Consider the following 18289-nt stretch of genomic DNA (forward strand, 5'->3'; position numbering starts at 1 on the left):
GCAGGGAAACTCGACACGAACAACACTCGGCAGGGCAGTAAAGACCGCAAGTTTACCAGAGCGACAGGGACAAACCTGTACCGTCCAGACTGGCTCCCCTATAATTCGCCGCCACTGAACGCACAGTCACGTGGCTGGTCGAAACACCAGTCACTGAACCAGGAGAGTTTCATGCTGCGCCTTATCGTTCCCACCGCTGCCATTCTGCTGGCGTCGTCCTTCACCGCTCAAGCTGCATCCTTGAGTGAGCAGAATCTGAACAGAGAGCTGCGCAATGTCGCCGCCCAAAGCAGCGTCGGCACGCCACGGGCAATCAACGAAGACATTCTTGATCAGGGCTACACCGTTGAAGGCACTCAGTTGATCAATCACCTGAGCGTACAAAAGAGCCACGCCGACAAAATGCGCGCAGACCCCAAAGCCGTGTATTTCCAGTTGGGTGCTTCGGTTTGCAACAACCCATCGTTCCGCAAGCTGATGGCCAAAGGCGCGATCATGCGTTACGAATTCACCGAAGTGAAAACCAACAAGGCTGTTGGCGCTGCCAGCTACCAGGATTCGGATTGCCCAAAAGCCGCTCCGGCGAAAAAGAAGTAATCATCGCGAATTGGCGCGCCGCTGTTCATCCTCGGCGCGCAACTCGGCCACCAGGGCCTGTAAATAACGAGAACGCCGCTCCCCGCCTGCCAACCTTCGGCAGCACTCCTCTTCGAGACTCACTTGGTTAGTCTCGGCTGCTGCCTTCAACATCCGATACAGCTGCGTATCGATTTCCAGAACCACTCTGGCCAAGTATCCCGCCTCCTTGCTACCCACAAATCCTTAATAGCGTGCTCCTTGCGTACGGTCAGTAATGCCAAGTTGTAGCAAGGTGCCTGTAGGTTAGTTAATCAGAGGGTTCGTCGTTCGGCGCACGTTCGGACGAGCGGTGAAGCCATCGACCGAACAATCAACAAGCGATTGCCATCCGCAACGCTGCAGCGCAATGATCAAATCAGCGAAATCACCCGCAAGGGTCTAGATTCAGAGTATTCACAATCAATTTTCAGCGGCAGGAAAAGCAACTGTCGATTGTGTGTTTTCGCAGCGCAGCCCTGACGCCGCACGTCAGGGCGGCCCGCTCCGTGCAGAAGGAGACGTTGAATGCCTTACCAACCGAATGACCTCCTAAACCGTCATTTTCAGGAAAGCGGCCCCGACCTCATCAGCCAGGTCGAAGAACAACTCAGCCGTGTTTCTCCCAACAGCCCAAATATTCCCATCTACCGAGACATGATCCTGACGGTGCTGCGCATGGCCCAGGAAGACCACAACCGCTGGAACGCCAAGATCACGTTGCAAGCCCTGCGCGAGCTGGAGCAGGCGTTTCGGGTTCTGGAAAAATTCAAGGGCCGGCGCAAGGTCACCGTGTTCGGCTCGGCGCGCACGCCGGTTGAGCACCCGCTGTATGCACTGGCCCGGGAGCTCGGCGCGAAACTGGCGAGTTCGGACATGATGGTCATCACCGGTGCCGGTGGCGGCATCATGGCCGCCGCCCACGAAGGCGCAGGGCGTGATCACAGCCTCGGGTTCAACATTACCCTGCCCTTCGAACAGCATGCCAATCCGACCGTGGACGGTACCGGCAACCTGCTTCCGTTCCACTTCTTCTTCACCCGCAAGCTGTTCTTCGTCAAGGAGGCCGACGCATTGGTGCTGTGCCCGGGCGGCTTCGGCACGCTGGATGAAGCACTGGAAGTGCTGACCCTGATCCAGACCGGCAAAAGCCCACTGGTTCCGGTGGTATTGCTCGACTCACCGGGCGGTACGTTCTGGCAAGGCGCGATGGATTTCATCCGCCAGCAACTGGAGGAAAACCGCTACATCCTGCCAACCGACATGAAGCTGATGCGATTGGTCTACACCGTCGAGGAAGCGGTGGAACAGATCACCCAGTTTTACAGCAACTTCCACTCCAGTCGCTGGCTCAAGGGGCAATTCGTGATTCGCATGAATCACAAGCTCAGCGATCAGGCGTTGGAGCATATGCAGGAAGCCTTTGCCGATCTGTGTTTGAGCGGCCATTTCCATCAGCATGTTTACAGCGGCGAAGAACACGACGACGCCCAGTTCAGCCATCTGGCGCGATTGGCTTTTGCCTTCACCGCCCGCAATCAAGGGCGCTTGAGGGAACTGGTCGACTACATCAACTTGCCGGAAAACTGGGCCCACTCCCAACCGCAAGCCGCGCAACGCAGCAGAGAACCCTCGAAGGTAATTTGAAGGCAAAAAAAAACGGCCCGCTATTTTCATAGCGGGCCGTTTCGTTGCAACCGTTCTAATCGTCCATCCCTCTACCGCTGAACAAGCGGTTGATCATCTCCATCGAGAAGCCCCGATACGCCAGGAACCGGCCTTGTTTGGCCCGTTCCCTGGCATCAATCGGCAAATGCCCGGAGAATTTCCGTTGCCAGGTTTCCTGAAGTTGCTCCTGCCAACTGATACCGCTTTCGCGCAGGGCGAGTTCGATATCGGCACGTTGCAAACCACGCTGGCTCAGCTCCTCGCGAATTCGCAGAGGGCCATAACCGGAACGGGCTCGGTAGGAAACAAAGCTTTCAAGATAACGGGTTTCGGAAAGCAGCCCTTCTTCCGTCAAACGGTCGAGGGCTGTTTCGATCATTTCCGCCTCAGCGCCGCGCTGACGCAGTTTACGCGTCAGCTCGACTCGACCGTGCTCGCGACGTGCGAGCAGGTCCATGGCGGTTCGCCGCACCGCGACGAGGGTATCGAGTACAAGTGTCATTCAAAGACTTCAAACGTCGGCATCGGCCTCAGCCATATCGTCGACTTTGTCCTTGGCCAGCGAAGCCTTGACGTCTGCTGCCGGGGCCAGCAGCTTGTCACGCAGTTGCTTCTCGAGCTTCTTGGCGATTTCCGGATTGTCTGCCAGGAACTTGGCCGAGTTGGCCTTGCCCTGACCGATCTTGGTGCCTTCATAGGCGTACCAGGCGCCGGACTTCTCGACGAAACCGTGCAGCACGCCCAGATCAATCATCTCACCGTTGAGGTAGATGCCTTTGCCGTAAAGAATCTGGAACTCGGCCTGACGGAACGGCGAAGCGACCTTGTTCTTCACAACCTTGACGCGGGTTTCGCTGCCGACCACTTCGTCGCCTTCTTTCACCGCGCCAGTACGGCGGATGTCGAGACGAACCGAGGCATAGAACTTCAGCGCGTTACCACCGGTGGTGGTTTCCGGGCTCCCGAACATCACGCCGATCTTCATACGAATCTGATTGATGAAGATAACCAGGCAGTTGGCGTTCTTGATGTTACCGGTGATTTTACGCAGCGCCTGGGACATCAGACGGGCTTGCAGGCCCACGTGCATGTCACCCATTTCGCCTTCGATTTCAGCCTTCGGCACCAGTGCAGCCACGGAGTCGACGATGATCACGTCAACGGCGTTGGAGCGCACCAGCATGTCGGTGATTTCCAGAGCCTGTTCACCGGTGTCCGGCTGGGAAACCAGCAGGTCATCGACGTTGACGCCCAGTTTGCCGGCGTACTCAGGGTCGAGGGCGTGTTCGGCGTCGACGAATGCGCAGGTCGCGCCAGCTTTTTGAGCCTGGGCGATCACGGACAGTGTCAGTGTGGTTTTACCGGAAGATTCTGGACCGTAGATTTCAACGATACGGCCTTTTGGCAGGCCGCCAATGCCGAGTGCAATGTCCAGACCCAGAGAGCCAGTGGAGATAGCCGGGATCGCCTGACGGTCCTGATCGCCCATACGCATCACGGCACCCTTGCCGAATTGACGTTCGATCTGACCCAGGGCCGCAGCCAAGGCTTTCTTCTTGTTGTCGTCCATTAAAGTCCTCACGTAATCAATAAGGCCTGACGGCCAACACCTGTATAAGTAGCCAGTATTATTCCACAGCGTTCGCGGATCGCCTACCCCTGATTTTCGATTTCTCGTGCCGCTAGTCGCATGAGCCCTTCTAGCGCGGCCTTCACCGTTTGTCGGCGGACTTCATCGCGATTGCCCGCGAAGTGCTGCACTTCACTGGAAACCGCATCGCCAACGCCCCAAGCCAGCCACACGGTGCCCACCGGTTTGTTTGGCGTGCCACCGTCGGGCCCGGCCACACCGCTGACCGCTACGGCGAACCGCGCCAGGCTCTGTGCCTGCGCACCCCGCACCATCGCCTCGACCACCTCGCGACTGACTGCGCCCAGCGAGTCGAACAACTCGGCCGGCACATTCAGTTGCTGGGTTTTCTGCCGGTTGGAGTACGTCACGTAACCGGCCTCGAACCACGCCGAGCTGCCCGGAATCCGCGTGATGGCTTCGGCAATCCCGCCGCCGGTGCAGGACTCGGCGGTGGTGACGTGGGCATTGAGCACTTGCAGACGTCGGCCAAGCTCGGCTGCCAGTTGAGTGATCTCTTTCACGGTGCTCTCCGGATCGTGTGGAATGCGTCCACCGTACACGAGCCGGTTGCGCTTTCAATACACAAGCTTATTCAAAATGTTCGGGCGCCAACGCTCTGACATAGGCCTGACAAGCCTGCAAGGCAATCAGTCCGCGATCGCCTTCGCCGGTGATGGCGACAATTCGTTGAGCATGCGCCGGGTCAAGTCGGGCGCGTACGGTTGCATGATCCACGCCGCCGGTGCCGGTGGCGGCTGGCACTGCACATCCTGCGGCAACGTCGCCTGCGTCGAGGAGGACTGACAGGCGCACATCAGCAGTGGCAAGACGATCGCGCAGGCGATCCTGATCACGTTGGGCATCGCTCAGCGCTCGATAGTGGGTTCGTTCACTGGCCGCGAGCCGTTGCTCCAGTGCCAGACGTTTATCCTGCTCGGCTTGTTGCGCGGTGGCTGCGGTCAGGGTCAGTTGATTGAGCACTTCTGCGTTTAACCGAGCCTGTTCGGCCAGTTGCCGTTCGTAGCGCCACTCCTGAAACTGCCAAGCCGCGGCAAACGCACCAGCGGCCAGCAACAAGATGCCGATCACTCGCCAGGTAATTGGCATAACACCGCCCTCGCCCGCGCCCAGATTTCGAGTCGATCCTGCAAGCCGTTCAACCCGCCGTTGATACGCCGGGTGATGGTGTTGAACTGATCGCGATCGGCGAGCTCGTTCAAGCCATTCTTTTCCCAGAACCACGCGGCGGATTCAGCGGCCCATTGCGGCTGCTCCAACAGTTCCGGCAAGGACAGCAGACGCTCATCGCCGAACAGCCCGACGCTGCATTGACGATAGTTGCTACGGCCGGTGATCTGGATCAGCCCGCGACCGCGGTACTTCTGCCCGTCGCCATCGGCCTCGGGCGTGTTGCCCAGACGTAACGCCAGAGTGCCTGTGTCGTATTTGCTCAGATACTGGTTGTTGCCCAGTTCCCGCACGTATTGCAACTGCCCCGATTCATGACCGATTTGCGCGAGGAATGCAGCAATACGCTTGGGCGTTTCGATGCGACGGTTAGCCATGGCGCTATTGAGCGCAGAAACAAAAACGCCCGCTTGGCTGCGGGCGTTTGGCATGATGTTTAAAAGGTTTTTTTCAGTGATTTGCATAATGCGTAATCCTCCCTGGATGCCGGGATTGAATCATGGTTGGCGACTGATACCTGCCAGCCATTTTTTTGCCAGAGTTTTCACGGAGCTATCCGAGGCAGTCTTTTCGAGTGTTTCATTCAATGGCAAAACCAGGCCACCAGACAGCAACCACTCTTGATACTCAAGCCAGTCCCGGTTGGTCAGGTCCTGCGGGATAAATGCTGAATCCTCAATGCGCAGCACTCCATAAGTTGTCATTTGATAGGTCATGGGTTCACTCCTAGATTTCAGCGTCTGCTGTCCATTCAATCTGCAATCCGTTACCTGGCTGGCTGTTTACAGGCGTCACAGTGCCGATCGCAAAACTGCGCTGTGTCACACTTTGTACAGTTGTTCCCGTGCAGGCCACTCCCGCCGAGTAATTCCAAACCTGATTACTTTCATTTCCGGGGCAATACAGGACAACAGTAGGCTGCACTCTCTTCTGCACCTGCATGTCTACGACCATTCCGTATTGACCGTTATTTGCAGCCGCTGCCTGAGTAAACGTGACAATGCATGTACCGACGCCATTGTTTGCACGAATCGCTAAACGGTTGGCAAAAGACTTCTCGAAGTAACGCTGACAAAGCATCATCTCTTCAGCGGCTGGACGATATTCGAATGGCGTGGAGATCGGTCCCTCCTCCAACTGGACTCTTGCGAAGTCGACCGTCTGTAAAACATTGAGCGGAAGATCGAAAGCCAGCCGCAGGTAATCATTGGCACCGAGCATCTTTCCCGCAATAGCCGGGACCTGGAATGTTGCGCTGTACTTGGCCCAAGCAGTGCTTAATTGAAAAATATCGACGACTTTTACGACCGCCTCCGAACCACCGGTCCCAAAGTACTGACCTATCGCCACTTTTAACGGTCGAGCAGCATCAGATCGCGCCCAGAAGGTTAGGGTGGCCGTTTTCCCGGCCAGTGTCCGGACCGATTCAATGCTCTGGGAAACCTTGTGCTCGGTTGCACCGACGCCAGCGGTGGTTTGTTGCCAGCGTAAAAAATAACTCGGCTCACCGGACACTTCTGGCTGGCCCGGCGCGAAGTCCTGGCGAGAGATGGTCACGGCGGCATTGCCATTCCAATCGCAACGAAAACGATCGGCCACATAGCCGCCAATGTTTGGCCCTTGGTTGATTGCACCGCGCTGCCAGATATCGAACCCGCCATTGATCAACAGATTTCTGCGATACACCTGAACCGGAAACTGTTGCAGCGGGTCGGGCTTGGACAATTGCCGAATCGCCTGAGCCAACTGATCAGTCTGCTGCTCGTCTGGCTTCAAACCCGCCGCGGTAATCGCGCTGAGTATTTCCTGAGTAACACTGTTGCCCCAGATCGCCGGAATCAGCGATCCCGGTGTTCCGGCTATCGCATCTTCATCAACAAATTTGCCGTCGACCAAGCCGGAGCTGGGCACACTTCTTGGATAATCCACGTTAATTTTCCTTTTTAGTTCGGGCTGCGTCTGCGCTGCCAAAGGGCAGACTGCTCAGCCATTTGTACGCAGCAACACTTCCAGCCAGTCGGGTTCGACCGGCCGAGAGCGTGTATCCGGAAATTCAGGATCGTTTGGCCAATCGCGCAGTGCCTGCCGGTAAGCGAGAAGTTCTTTGAACTCCTCCGTGCGCAGTGTCGTACCCTCGCCGGCTTCCATTTCTTCAACGTCGCGAAGTACCAGCCATTGAGTCGACTCCAGCGCCTTGTTTCGCCAGGCGCGTTCTAAACCATCGTCGGTTTGTACGGCGAGTAAAACCCTTTCCGGGCGGCCGTCAATGTTCAGAGAAAGAACCGTGCCTTTAGGGGCGTTCGACACCAGCGCGCAGTACTCACCTTCACTTAGCTGAAACGCATCGGCCGGGATATTCGGCCCATGTAAATCCGAGTGGTAGAAGCCAGAAGTTGCGGGAGAAAAATAATACATAGTCAATACCCTATCCCGATGGTGCGCGCGGAAATGGAGACACCCGGATAATCAGGACAGCGTACGTTGATGCCCACGCGCGGATTCACCGTTGAAACACCGTTCCACGTCAAAAACGTTGCTGTTGATGTACCTTCATGTGTGGCAACTGCAAGAAACAACGCATTGGGAAATGCCAGCGGCCACATATTCAGATCGCCACAATTGTTGTTGCCCGACTGACTGGCACTGCCGTTAATCCACTGGATGATCAATCCACCCATCCAGGAAGGAAAAACGATGTAGCCTGAAATCCCCAGCCTCACCATGAAGCCAAGTCTGAGTTTTTTCGGCGTCACAATAGTCGTGTCACTTACGCCAGCATTAACCTCTGCCTGAGAGGCGACTTTTGCTGTGCCAACGATGGACTCTGTTGCCTGCTGGATCTTTTTCGCAATGGATTAGAATACGCGCAACGGGGTCATCAATTTGGTAGCACTGGCACCAGACTCCGCGTCCTCCTGTCCAGCCAGGCTGTCACTGTATTTTTTCGAGATTAGCGTATTGATTGCTGCTCTTAGCTGAGTGTTATCAGCTTCGTCCGCGACCGCCCCCGAGCTTTTGATGACTTCAAGAATTTCCTGCGTGACGCTATTACCCCAAGTTGCCGGAATTAATGACCCCGGTGTTCCAGTCACGGGATTTTCATCGACAAAACCGCCGTTGACCAGGCCAACGCCGGGGATACTTTTTGGATAGTCCACTGTACATTTCCTTATGTACTAATCAGTTGACGACGGAGGCGCCGGGGATCACCGGCCAACTCACTTCTTGCGGAAAACCGGGCTGCTTTTCGATGCGATTGAGCTCGACGCTGTAGAGCTTCCACTCGAGCAGGAGCAGCTGTTCGTCATGACTGGCGTCGCCAATGTCTTCGGCGTATTGCAGAGGCGCGATGCGCAGGACTGCTTCGCGTAGCAGCGTGTCGCGCTTGACGAGAACGACACGTTTGAGATCGGCCAATTGCGCGGCTTGATCGATCTGCCACGCATTATCGACCCACGCATGAAATCCGCCCGGCCATGGCAGCTTGGTGAAGCCTTCGGGTATATCGCCCAACGCTGTCCAGACTTCTCGAATGCCCGTATTGGTGCGATAAACGTCACCGCGTAAATCGAGCTTTTGTTGCAGAGACCCGTTGTCATATGCCCACGCATATCCGCTCGGGGCCGGCGACAGTTCGATACTCAATGTCACAGCGTTACTCGGCAATTGCACACCGATACCCGGCACAAGGGGGAACTCGACAGGCCCGGTCAGTGCGCCGCTGTCGTCTATCAAATAATTGAACATATTTACCTCAAATCAGTTTGATACGAGCGGGGTAGGCAATATTTCGCGGGCGGGTTTCACCCGCGAAATTGCCGATATTGCCAATGTAGGTGTCCGAGTCGAATGCAGGGTTAGGATAGGTAGTTGCGACTGTCGTGGTAGTCGGTGAAAAGTTGACGTTGGTGCCAACGTCCCACACGGGATCCGGAATCGCCGGGGCAGGCTTGAAAGAAGCGCCTGTGCCAGTCGGTAGATAGTGGTTATGACTTTGCAAGGCATGTGTTTGCAGACTGCCGGCCAACCGCCCGGCATCAACGTTTCTGGTTTCACTCAGTACCCGCAAAAACTCGCCGCGAATTTCGGGAATTCGAAAGTTCGAGGAACCATCTCCACTGGTCCAACCTCCTTCCCTTCCCGTTCTCCCGGCCTCAGTGGTCAACGCACCGGATGACTGGGCAAAATCCCACAGCCAAGGCCACTCAGCACGTTTGAACAGATCGCCATTGGGAACGCCATAACCTCCGGGGTTAAGCACCGTGGTGGTTTCAAAAAACGGCCTCCCCAAGGCAGTGCTGTCAAAGCGACCGACCGGCCACCAGCCTCCCGCACCATCACTGCGTAAATGCCACCAGTCACCACCGCCCATCAGTGCGAAAAATGGATAGCCACTCGGTGAAAGATGTGTGTGAAAACGGACGCGGTCAGTGCCGGATGCCTGGATCACCAAGCGATTACCGCTGTTGTCCACACGACGAACAATCACATCGCGCACACCGAGTGAGACGTCAGCCGGCGGCAACAGCACGGTCAGCGGAGTCGGGCTCGCGTCGATCAGCACGAGACCGAGTTCTTGCTCGGTCAGCGTTTTGGAAACAGCAAGTCGAGTGATGACCGAACGCATCGGGCTGGCATTACCGACTATCAACTGAATCGCCTTGAACAACTGGCTGTTATCCGCTTCCGAAGCCACCAACCCACTGCCGCTGATCACACTCAGGATCTCCTGAGTCACGCTGTTGCCCCACACCGCCGGAATCAACGAACCCGGCGTTCCCGCCACCGGGTTTTCATCGACGAAGCGGCCATCGACAAGGCCGACGCTGGGGATGCTTTTTGGGTAATCCATAACTGTTCGTTCCTCTGAAATAACAAATGAGCCGCGTCCCGAGCGCTGCCGCTGCAACCTCGTCCGCGGTCTTTTACTGAAAACAAAAAGCCCACGGTGAAGTGGGCTTGCGTGAGGCAGATTGGTGTCTCAGGTGGCCTGTGCGCTGACCAGTTCGCGGATCGACGCAATCGCTTCATCGGCGGCGCTGCGCGCCAGATCGATGTTGCCCTTGGTCGCTTGCGCGCGGATCTGCGTTTTGGCCTTCAGGCGCAAGGTGCGCAGAGCCAGCAGGTGATCGGTAAGTTGCTCGGCTTTACCGAGGATCTGCTCCGCAGCCTGTTTCGCCGTGCGACCTTTGACTACCCACGCAGCGATCGACAGCGGTACTTCTTTTTTCGGGTAACCAGAGTCCTGATAAGCCTGGGCGTCGGCGGCAGCCTGGGCGTATTCCATGGCTTTGAGCGGGTCGCCGGCCAGTGCCGTGCGAGCGTTGTCGGCGGCTGCATCGACTTTGGTGCACAGGTGTTCAGTTTCCTGCTCGTCCAAAACACGTTTTTTATCAGCGCTCAGTACCCACTGTTCGCCATCCCAGTCGTGGGCAGTTGAAGGCTGGGGAACACGTAACTCGCCATCGAACTGGTGAAGTTCTTGAATAACGATCATCGAATAAGCTCCCACGAAAGCTGGACGTTCACGGCGTCAGAAAAGTTGATCGCGATACCAACGCTGTAGTCGGTGACTGGATGGCTCTTGATGCCCATGCTCAGCAATAATTCGTCACTGTCGGCAACCGATTGTCCAAGGTTGTGCTCAGCCTGATAGCACTGCCAGAGCGAGCGCAAATTGGCGTGATCGAAACTCGCAGTCAGACTGGAAACCGTAACGTCATTGACGATGTTGTTACTGAACAACACGCACGGTGCAACCGTGGCCGGGTTCCAGCCACCCGGGTTATTGGAGCTGCCGGCGATAATGGGCGACAGAAAGCAATAGTTGCCTCCGGCCCAACCAGTTGACGGAAAGGCAACCGTTGTCACTGCCGTCGACGACGGAGTCGGGTTACCAGCAACCATACGAGCAGAACGTGCATGAGGATCAAGCGGAAGGAATATTGCCCCAGTGCCGTTGACGGTCTGTGTCCAGGTCAAGCGTGCCCTGTTGTAAATGGTGCGCACCGTAGGCACGGAACCCGGCGCACCGGTCACCACCCACGCCAGGCACATGTCCAGCGCCGTGGATTGGAATCCGCCACCGGTAGCACCGTTGAGTGCCCCTTTCAGTGACTCCGGCACCACGTCGTGGATGCCACCCCTTTGCATGTAGAACGTCAGCACACCACCGATGACCTGCGCACGCAGAAAGTAATGGCTGCTGGGCAGAAGATCCGCACTGCTCCAGGACGAAGTCACGAAAGTGCGTGAACGCCCCAATTGGCCGCTCACCACTTCCTGGCCAAGGCTGATAAACGTACCGGCAGAAATCGAAACTCTGCCACCGCTGGTGGATGCCGCAGCCGGACTGACTGGCAAACGACCATCGGAGGTGGCGACCGTCGGCAGCGGCAATGCCATTAAAGGCAAAGCCAGATCCTGATTCCAGCCCTTGGATGTTACGGACTGAATCGCCTGCAACAACTGATCGTATTTGTTTTCATCCGGCGCCAGATCCCCGGCCCTGATCACGTTAATGATTTCCTGCGTGACACTGTTGCCCCACTCCGCCGGAATCAACGACCCCGGCGTCCCCATCAGCGGGTTCTCATCGACAAACTTCCCATTCACCAACCCGGCGCTGGGCACACTTTTCGGATAATCCATTGCATCACTCCCTAGTCATAGTTGATGTGCACTTTGGTATGCGCCGGCGCACTGCGGTGGATCAGGCATTCCAGTGCCGAGCCCGGGTTTACGCCGAAGCGTTCGCCCCAGTAACTCGCCCCGAAACGTCGACCCAGCAGCAGGCGGCCGCCGGTGTTGAGCGTCCACATGAACTGCGCTTCCCACGTGCCGAAATGTGCCGAACCGAAACGCGCACGGCCCATGCGTGGTGCTTCGTGTTCGGTGATGCTGGCGTTGGGGTAGCCCTGGCTTTTGGCGATTACGAGGTAGTAACCGACGGCCTGACTGCCAACCGCGAGCAAGCGCCGGCGCACGGCGAGACGGCGGTCGTCGAACAGTGGTTCGGCGCCCAGGCAGGGGTCGGGCAGGTTCATCACCCGCTCCCAGTCCGGCACCAATTCACTGACGCCGGCCGGGTCCATTTCGTTGAGCAGATCGGCGGCGCGGGCGTCAAGGCGCGCCAGTTCGACGGCGACGCCTTGGAGTACTTCTTCAAGCTCCGGAACCCGTTCCGGGTCCCACGCGGGGCCCGAAGGCAGCAGTGCGCGAAGTTGCGCCTGGTATTGCGCTGCGGTTCTTATGCCCCCCATACGCAACCTCCAAACGTCAGCAGTTCACTCTGGCCTGCGGGCACATCGACGACCGGTGCGGTGAGCGTGTGATCGTATTCGCCGCCAGCACTGCTGATCGCTTCGCGGATGTGGCTGATCAGCAACGGCACGCCGAGATCGGCTTCACGGTTGTGCAAGTCGCGCAACTGCGCTTCGACGGCGGCGCGTACAGCCGTGGTGTCCGGATTGACGCTTTTGAAGCGATAGACCACCGGCACCTGAATCGGTCGCTGCACATGGACTTCGGCGGTGACCGGGCGCAGCGGTTCGATGTAGTCCTGAACCTCTGCCAGTTGCTCGTCGTTGGGCACTGGTTGCGGATCGTCGTCACGCATGATGAACACCGTCACTGTGCCCGGGCCGAGCAAACCGCCACGGCACCAGGCGCGGGTTACGCCGGGCACTTCCAGCGCCCAGGTCTCGTAGTCATTGGCCGAGCCGCCGTGCGGGATGACGCGATAGGAACGGATCACCCGCGAGCGCAGCGACTCCAGACTTTCGCGCGCCACGCCACCGCTGAGTCCCGGCGCCAACACCACAAAACTGTTGCCAACGATGCCGGCAATCGGCTGCACCGGGGTCAATGCCAGACCGGCATCGGCGTTACCCAAACTGCCGGCATCCAGCGCGGCAATGGTCGTGGTGTTGATGCCGTTGGCAGTGGTGCGCGCCGTGGTCACTTTGTACGTGCGACCGTCGTTCGTTTGCAGCAGCGTGTCCACGTCCAGCACTGCGCCGGCCGTTGCTGTAAAACTGACGCTGCCGCTGGCCACTTGCGCGGGTTTGCGCGGCTGGTTCAGACGCAGGGCGGCGATGCGTTCCAGGGTCGACTCGTCGGCCTTGTCCGGAAGGATCTGCTCGGCGATCCAGTCTAGATAACCGTACAGGCCATAAGCGGCACCGCCCAAAGTGCGGGCCAGCACTTGCGCATCGGACTGGCGCAGCGAATCGCCGGCCAGGTCGCTTTGGGTGCGCTTGATCAGCACCGGCAGCGAAGGGGTTTCAAACGGCATAGATCACCTGCCAACTGTTATCGGGGTTGATGTCCAGACGCTCACCGTCGGCCAGGGTCAGGACCGTGCGCAGGTTCAGGCGCTGGGCGTCGAGGCGTTCGCTGATGATGTCGATGGCGCTGCAATGGCCGTCGTCGATAAGCCATTGCAAGGCTTCGCGGGCATAAAACTCGGCGTCCATCTGGGTCTGTCGGGTCAATTTGACCCGGCGCAACTGCCACAGGCGTGAGCCGATGCGATCGTCGGCAACGGTAGGAAAAGTGTCGCCCCACCAGCCGTAGCGCTCTTCGTCGTCGAGGGCGTCGTCATCGGCGGCGCGGCGCCAGCTAAACAGGCTGATGAGCACGGCGCGGGTCAGCGCGGCGTGGAGGTTCTGGCTGATAAACATCACTGGCCTCCTGCCGGTGCGCCGGTCTGGCCGTTGCCGGCCTGCACGCCTACGTGCACGTGTTTGATCTGGCTGATGCCGCCGGCAAGCTGATCGCCGGTGGACACGATCTTGCCGGTCTGGTTGATCACCGGCGTATCGAAGTTCACAGCGGTACTGGCGCGGATGTTCAGCGTGGCGGTTTCGATGTCGATGATCCGCCCACGCTTGAAATGGATTTTGTCGCCCTCGTCGGTGTAGATCGCCACCTCGCCGCTGGCCAGCGATTGCAAGCGATAGCGGCGATCGGCGACCACCAGGGCGATAGCGTGGGAACGGTCACCGCCCAGAAATGTGACGACACCTTCGGCGCCCGCCAGCGGGTTGCTGGTGAAGCCGTAAGGTTCGAAGTGCTCGAGGTCATCGTTGACTTCGCCGGCGGTGAGGCGCATTTGCAGCGATTGCAGCTTGGATGCCGAATTGGCGAGCACGACAGTGCCGCGCGCCAGAAGGCGTGTCAGTAGGCTCATTTTGGGTTCCTGTGAGAACGGGGCCGACGCCAAAAGATCGCAGCCTTCGGCAGCTCCTACAGCTGTAAATTGAGCCCCTGTAGGAGCTGCCGAAGGCTGCGATCTTTTGAGGGGCTATGAGGTCTTTTTGGGGGGCGAAGGATCAGGATCAAAGGTATGCGGCGGCGCAACCTGCAGGGTTGTCACCGAGCCCTGTGCCGACAACGCGTACGTCACTTTGGAGATCAGCATGTCGCCATCGAACCCGAGCACCGGATCCTTGACCTTCACCAGCGTGTTGTGACGCCACAGATCACCGTTGGCCTGGCGCCAGCCCTGCACCTGATAGGTGGTGGTTTGCGCCCGCCCCATGCGGGTGGCGCTTTCCCATTGGGCACGTTGTTGCGCCAGCTCAAACGTCAGCGCGGTGCCTTCGTTGATGATCGTAGTGCGTCGACGTTTGAAGCTCAGGTCGGCCGCCGTCGATTCAACTTCGCTGACGGCCGCCCCGCTCTTCTTGTCAGAGCCTTTTTGCTGACCGATTACCCGGTATTCGGAGAACACCTGGCTGTAATCCATCGCCGCGTTGGCCGACAGGATGTTTTTGCCCAGCTCCAGTGCATCGCTGGCGCGCCCGCCACTGCCGGGCTTGGCCAGTACCAGCCGGCCTTGCTCGTCATCGGTGGAAAACACCCGGAACAACGAGAGCAAACGGTCGATCGACTGGAACACCGTTTCACCCGGCACAATCGTGTGCTTGGCCAGCCGCGAGGTCTCGGGAATTTCGTTGACCACCGTCAGCGAATACTCCATCGCCAACGCCTGGACGATGCTCAGCAACGGTTGCTCCTGCCATTGATTGGGCCGATTGGTGGCGGCGCAATCGACCAGGTCCTGAGTCTTGGAACTGCCCTCGACACTCAGGCTGATCTGCCGACCGTCGTAGGTAATGGGCGCCTTGAACACGTAACCGGTGAGGACCAGATCCTTGCCGATCTTCACTTCGCACGGGTCGCCGGGCTTGATCCGCTGATCAACCGTCTGCCCCGGCCATTGCCAGGTGATGTCGAGTTTGAAGGTGCGAAACTGGCGCTCCAGATCAGCCGTGATTTGCACGCTTTTCCAGCCGCCGTACTCCATGTCGTTGACTATCAACGTAACGCGGTTGTCCATCTCGCTCATGGTTCACTCCCCGGAGACTTTCACGTCGTTGGGCGAGAAGCCCGGATGAGATATCCCGTTACGCTGAGTCACTTCGGTCACCCGAGTTGCATCGCCAAATTGCTTGTAGGCCACGACCACCGCCGGAAAGCTCTCCTGAAAGGATTTGTTGACTTGCCGCACACCGGACGACGCCACAGCCTTGAGATGCGCAATCAGCGCCTCTTTCACATCGCTGATGGCCTGGAAGTGCGCGGGGTCGGCCTTGTCCAGCATTGGATTGATCGCCACGGCCACGGCGTCACGCAGAGCCTGCATGTCGTCACTGACCGGGACTTCCTGCCGGGCCACCGGGCTCGTCGCCTGTTGGCCTACCGATGGCGTCGATTGCAGCTTGACCGGGGTGGTCGCTACCGGCATCGATGCCACCCATTGCGCAACTTTGACCAGCATTGTGTCCTGCACCAGATCCGCCATGGCTTGCGCCGCCGCGGTGGTGTCCTTGCCGGTGGTGATCTTCGGTGCATCGGCCTTGCGGATGGCTTCGAGTTGTTGCGACACGTCGGCAATCACGCCACGGTAGCCCTCCTTCGCGAACGCCTTCAGCTCCTTGATATCACCGAGCAAACCCTTGAACTCCGCCGCCACTTCCTTGGGCAGTTCCTTGACGGCTTTGACCAGTTCGGTGATCTGTTTGTATTGCTCGATCAGCGGTTTGAGCTGTTCCTTGATTACCTCATAAACCCCGGTCAGGCTGTTGCGCAGATTGGCGATACCGATCCGCGCAGCCTTGATCAAGGTCATCGCCTGTTCGAAGCGTGCCACCGCAGAACCGAGCAAAGTGTCGGCCTTGGCCAGCAAGACTTTCTGCGTACTGACGGTTGCCGTCGGAAACGGCAACGGCTGATCGGGATAGAACTTCAGCGCGAACGTGACCAACCCACCGTCCTGGCGGGTGTGGGTCATGTCGCACTCGCCAACCTTGACTTGCAAGCGTCCGAGCCATGGATGCACCAGCTCACCGCTGCCCGCCTCCAGCGCCTTGAGCAGCTTGTCGCGCTGCTCCAGGCAATCGGCACCGACGATAAATGCCGTCAGATCGTGGGTCTTGGCCTGCTGGCCGAGGTCCTCGAAAAACGGCAGGTCACGCTGCGGATACTCGTGCAACTGACCTTTGCGACCGACCGGGGTTTTCGCCTGATCGATCCAGAACCCGACACCGCGAAAGGATGCCGGCAACAAGCGGTCACGCCAGTTCATTGGAACCTCCTGCCGACAGTGAGCGATAGCCGATGCGCGACGACAGCGCCAGGCCCGGTTGATTGGTTTGCGGTTGATCGGTGCGCAGCCCGGCCGGCGCGTTTTCGAAACGCACGGTGAGGCCGCCCTCGAGTTGCGTGCGGTTGTTGGCGGCGCTTTGCTGGATCAGCGTGTTGGAGGTTTGCGACAGTGAGCCGGCCTGCATGGCCGGTTTTTCCGGCGTAGTGTCGGGTGCCGCCAACGGGCTCGGTGACGACTCCACGGTGCCTTTGAAAAACACCGGCGCCAGTTCGCCTTTACCTTCAGCGTTGGTCTTCAACTGGGCTTGAGTGAAAACATCCACCCTGGCCTTGGCATCAGCGATCAGCTCGCCGAAACCGCCGTTGAAAAACGCCTTGATCGGTGCGATGGCGTCCTGAAACTTCTGCGCCCACTTTTCGATCCAGGCGGTAACGGGTGCCCAGTTCTCGATGATTTTTTCCAGCGGTGACCAGCCCAGTTGCTCGCGAATTACCGCGTACATCGCCACAAACGGCAGCTTGATGTAATCCCAGATCGCGGTGAACACACCGACCACCCCGCCCCAGACTGCCTGGATCACTTCCAGCGGCGACCAATCAAAGAAGCCTTGCAGGAAAGTCTGCACAGGCACCGAGACCGCTCTGAGCAAATCCCAGATCGAAGAGAACAGCCCGACCAATGGCCCCCAGTTATTCACGATCAGCCCATGAGGCGAATAGTTGAACCAGGTCTTGAAGAACTCCATCACCGGCGCCGCGACAGCCTTGACGCCCTCCCACAACGCCGCGAAAAACGCTGTGACCGGTCCCCAGTTACTGATCAATTGCCCCAACGGGGTGTAACCGAACATCGTCTTGAAAAACTCGGCCATCGGAATGACAACCGGCGCAATTTTCTGCCAGAGCCCGATGAAAAACGTCGAGACCGGTTTCCAGTTGGCCACGATCAAACCGGCAGCCAAGGCAATGCCAGCGGCAATCAGCATGATCGGGTTAGCCTTCATCACCATGCTCATCACGTCGAACACCTGGGTCGCACCGGTCACAGCGGTTTGCATCGCCGAGAACGCGATAGCCCCCGCCGCCAGTCCTTCGACCAGTTGCGGGTTGTCGGCGAGGATACCGCTGACCTGGGTGAGCATCGGCTCAAGTCCGACGACCAATGCACCGACAGCGGGCACCAGCGCGGCATCGATTGCGCCCGTGACCTTTTCCATCGACGCACTGAACACGTTCATGTTCTGCGCAGCGACTTTCGGTGCGGCGGGCAGGTCGACGGTTTTTGCCGTCGCGCTGACCTCGGTCAACTTTCCCTGAAACGCCACCGCCGACTTGATCCCGTCCACGAACGGCGTAATCACGCTGCCGCCCTTGAACAGACCACTGATGTCCAGTTTGCCGAGGCCGGTCTGCTCGAGGTTTTTCTTGAAGCTCTCGACATTGGCCCGAAGGGCGCCGAGTTTGGGCGACAGTTCATCGATGCCCGTGATCAGCACCGGAGTTTTCACTTTCTTTTCTTCGTCTGCCATCACTGCACCTGCTGCATCGCATTGATCCGTTGCGCGTGCTCCA

Annotated in this window: 24 protein-coding genes; 2 read left to right on the top strand and 22 right to left on the bottom strand. The window is 58.4% G+C overall.

The window, feature by feature from the left end:
- The first annotated feature begins 171 nt into the window (after positions 1-171).
- A complete protein-coding gene (locus ICA16_RS16335; RefSeq protein WP_042557929.1) occupies positions 172-597 on the top strand; it encodes a PA3611 family quorum-sensing-regulated virulence factor in 426 nt (141 codons plus the stop codon).
- On the opposite strand, the gene ICA16_RS16340 is transcribed toward ICA16_RS16335, so the two are convergent.
- The gene (locus ICA16_RS16340; RefSeq protein WP_150605446.1) at positions 598-792 is read right to left on the bottom strand and encodes a hypothetical protein; all 195 of its coding nucleotides are present in this window, start codon (positions 790-792) and stop codon (positions 598-600) included.
- A gap of 351 nt (positions 793-1143) precedes the next feature.
- Here ICA16_RS16340 and ICA16_RS16345 point away from each other — a divergent pair, with 351 nt between their 5' ends.
- Positions 1144-2262, top strand: a complete 1119-nt coding sequence (locus ICA16_RS16345) for an LOG family protein (RefSeq protein ID WP_150605445.1) — start codon at positions 1144-1146, stop codon at positions 2260-2262.
- 55 nt (positions 2263-2317) lie between these two features.
- Here the strand turns inward: ICA16_RS16345 and recX are convergent, their stop codons facing one another.
- The 21 genes from recX to ICA16_RS16445 all read right to left on the bottom strand — a co-directional run bounded on the left by recX (position 2318) and on the right by ICA16_RS16445 (position 18246).
- Positions 2318-2785 carry a recombination regulator RecX gene (gene recX, locus ICA16_RS16350; RefSeq protein ID WP_210701042.1) on the bottom strand — a complete coding sequence of 156 codons (468 nt, stop codon included), beginning with the start codon at positions 2783-2785 and terminating at the stop codon, positions 2318-2320.
- A 9-nt stretch (positions 2786-2794) separates the two neighbouring features.
- Entirely contained in the window at positions 2795-3853 is a 1059-nt protein-coding gene (recA, locus tag ICA16_RS16355) for a recombinase RecA (protein ID WP_210701043.1), read from the bottom strand.
- 83 nt (positions 3854-3936) lie between these two features.
- The gene (locus tag ICA16_RS16360) at positions 3937-4437 is read right to left on the bottom strand and encodes a CinA family protein (RefSeq protein WP_210701044.1); all 501 of its coding nucleotides are present in this window, start codon (positions 4435-4437) and stop codon (positions 3937-3939) included.
- 67 nt (positions 4438-4504) lie between these two features.
- Entirely contained in the window at positions 4505-5023 is a 519-nt protein-coding gene (locus ICA16_RS16365; RefSeq protein WP_210701045.1) for a lysis system i-spanin subunit Rz, read from the bottom strand.
- Positions 5002-5568: a glycoside hydrolase family 19 protein gene (locus ICA16_RS16370; protein ID WP_210701046.1), complete on the bottom strand. Its 567-nt coding sequence runs from the start codon at positions 5566-5568 to the stop codon at positions 5002-5004. The genes ICA16_RS16365 and ICA16_RS16370 overlap by 22 nt, the downstream gene beginning before the upstream one ends.
- A 33-nt stretch (positions 5569-5601) precedes the next feature.
- A complete protein-coding gene (locus tag ICA16_RS16375; RefSeq protein WP_210622066.1) occupies positions 5602-5820 on the bottom strand; it encodes a hypothetical protein in 219 nt (72 codons plus the stop codon).
- 10 nt (positions 5821-5830) lie between these two features.
- Positions 5831-7033 (bottom strand): carbohydrate binding domain-containing protein, encoded by a 1203-nt coding sequence (locus tag ICA16_RS16380; RefSeq protein ID WP_210553855.1) that lies wholly within the window; start codon positions 7031-7033, stop codon positions 5831-5833.
- A gap of 54 nt (positions 7034-7087) precedes the next feature.
- The gene (locus ICA16_RS16385; protein ID WP_150618072.1) at positions 7088-7519 is read right to left on the bottom strand and encodes a phage tail assembly chaperone; all 432 of its coding nucleotides are present in this window, start codon (positions 7517-7519) and stop codon (positions 7088-7090) included.
- 2 nt (positions 7520-7521) lie between these two features.
- Positions 7522-7857 carry a gp53-like domain-containing protein gene (locus ICA16_RS28340; protein WP_338049940.1) on the bottom strand — a complete coding sequence of 112 codons (336 nt, stop codon included), beginning with the start codon at positions 7855-7857 and terminating at the stop codon, positions 7522-7524.
- Positions 7858-7959: 102 nt separating this feature from the next.
- Positions 7960-8262 (bottom strand): hypothetical protein, encoded by a 303-nt coding sequence (locus tag ICA16_RS28470; RefSeq protein ID WP_414704746.1) that lies wholly within the window; start codon positions 8260-8262, stop codon positions 7960-7962.
- 22 nt (positions 8263-8284) lie between these two features.
- A complete protein-coding gene (locus tag ICA16_RS16395) occupies positions 8285-8851 on the bottom strand; it encodes a tail fiber assembly protein (protein WP_210553857.1) in 567 nt (188 codons plus the stop codon).
- Between the two features lie 7 nt (positions 8852-8858).
- Positions 8859-9956 (bottom strand): phage tail protein, encoded by a 1098-nt coding sequence (locus ICA16_RS16400; protein ID WP_210553858.1) that lies wholly within the window; start codon positions 9954-9956, stop codon positions 8859-8861.
- 129 nt (positions 9957-10085) lie between these two features.
- Complete coding sequence (locus ICA16_RS16405; protein WP_210701047.1) at positions 10086-10601, bottom strand: phage tail protein; 516 nt, start codon at positions 10599-10601, stop codon at positions 10086-10088.
- The gene (locus ICA16_RS16410) at positions 10598-11755 is read right to left on the bottom strand and encodes a phage tail protein (RefSeq protein WP_210701048.1); all 1158 of its coding nucleotides are present in this window, start codon (positions 11753-11755) and stop codon (positions 10598-10600) included. Before ICA16_RS16410 ends, ICA16_RS16405 begins: the two co-directional genes overlap by 4 nt.
- 11 nt (positions 11756-11766) lie before the next feature.
- On the bottom strand, positions 11767-12366 hold the full coding sequence (locus ICA16_RS16415) for a YmfQ family protein (RefSeq protein WP_210701049.1): 600 nt from the start codon (positions 12364-12366) through the stop codon (positions 11767-11769).
- On the bottom strand, positions 12354-13400 hold the full coding sequence (locus ICA16_RS16420; RefSeq protein ID WP_210701050.1) for a baseplate J/gp47 family protein: 1047 nt from the start codon (positions 13398-13400) through the stop codon (positions 12354-12356). The genes ICA16_RS16415 and ICA16_RS16420 overlap by 13 nt, the downstream gene beginning before the upstream one ends.
- Positions 13390-13788 (bottom strand): phage GP46 family protein, encoded by a 399-nt coding sequence (locus tag ICA16_RS16425; protein WP_150618079.1) that lies wholly within the window; start codon positions 13786-13788, stop codon positions 13390-13392. Before ICA16_RS16425 ends, ICA16_RS16420 begins: the two co-directional genes overlap by 11 nt.
- Positions 13788-14297, bottom strand: coding sequence for a phage baseplate assembly protein V (locus tag ICA16_RS16430; protein ID WP_150605435.1), 510 nt, complete (start codon positions 14295-14297; stop codon positions 13788-13790). Before ICA16_RS16430 ends, ICA16_RS16425 begins: the two co-directional genes overlap by 1 nt.
- A gap of 114 nt (positions 14298-14411) precedes the next feature.
- Positions 14412-15458 carry a phage baseplate assembly protein gene (locus tag ICA16_RS16435; protein ID WP_210701051.1) on the bottom strand — a complete coding sequence of 349 codons (1047 nt, stop codon included), beginning with the start codon at positions 15456-15458 and terminating at the stop codon, positions 14412-14414.
- A 3-nt stretch (positions 15459-15461) separates the two neighbouring features.
- The gene (locus ICA16_RS16440) at positions 15462-16697 is read right to left on the bottom strand and encodes a DNA circularization protein (RefSeq protein ID WP_210701052.1); all 1236 of its coding nucleotides are present in this window, start codon (positions 16695-16697) and stop codon (positions 15462-15464) included.
- Positions 16684-18246, bottom strand: a complete 1563-nt coding sequence (locus tag ICA16_RS16445; RefSeq protein ID WP_210701053.1) for a phage tail tape measure protein — start codon at positions 18244-18246, stop codon at positions 16684-16686. The genes ICA16_RS16440 and ICA16_RS16445 overlap by 14 nt, the downstream gene beginning before the upstream one ends.
- Positions 18247-18289 lie beyond the last annotated feature (43 nt).

The organism is Pseudomonas anatoliensis (genome assembly GCF_017976235.1).
Lineage (GTDB): Bacteria > Pseudomonadota > Gammaproteobacteria > Pseudomonadales > Pseudomonadaceae > Aquipseudomonas > Aquipseudomonas anatoliensis.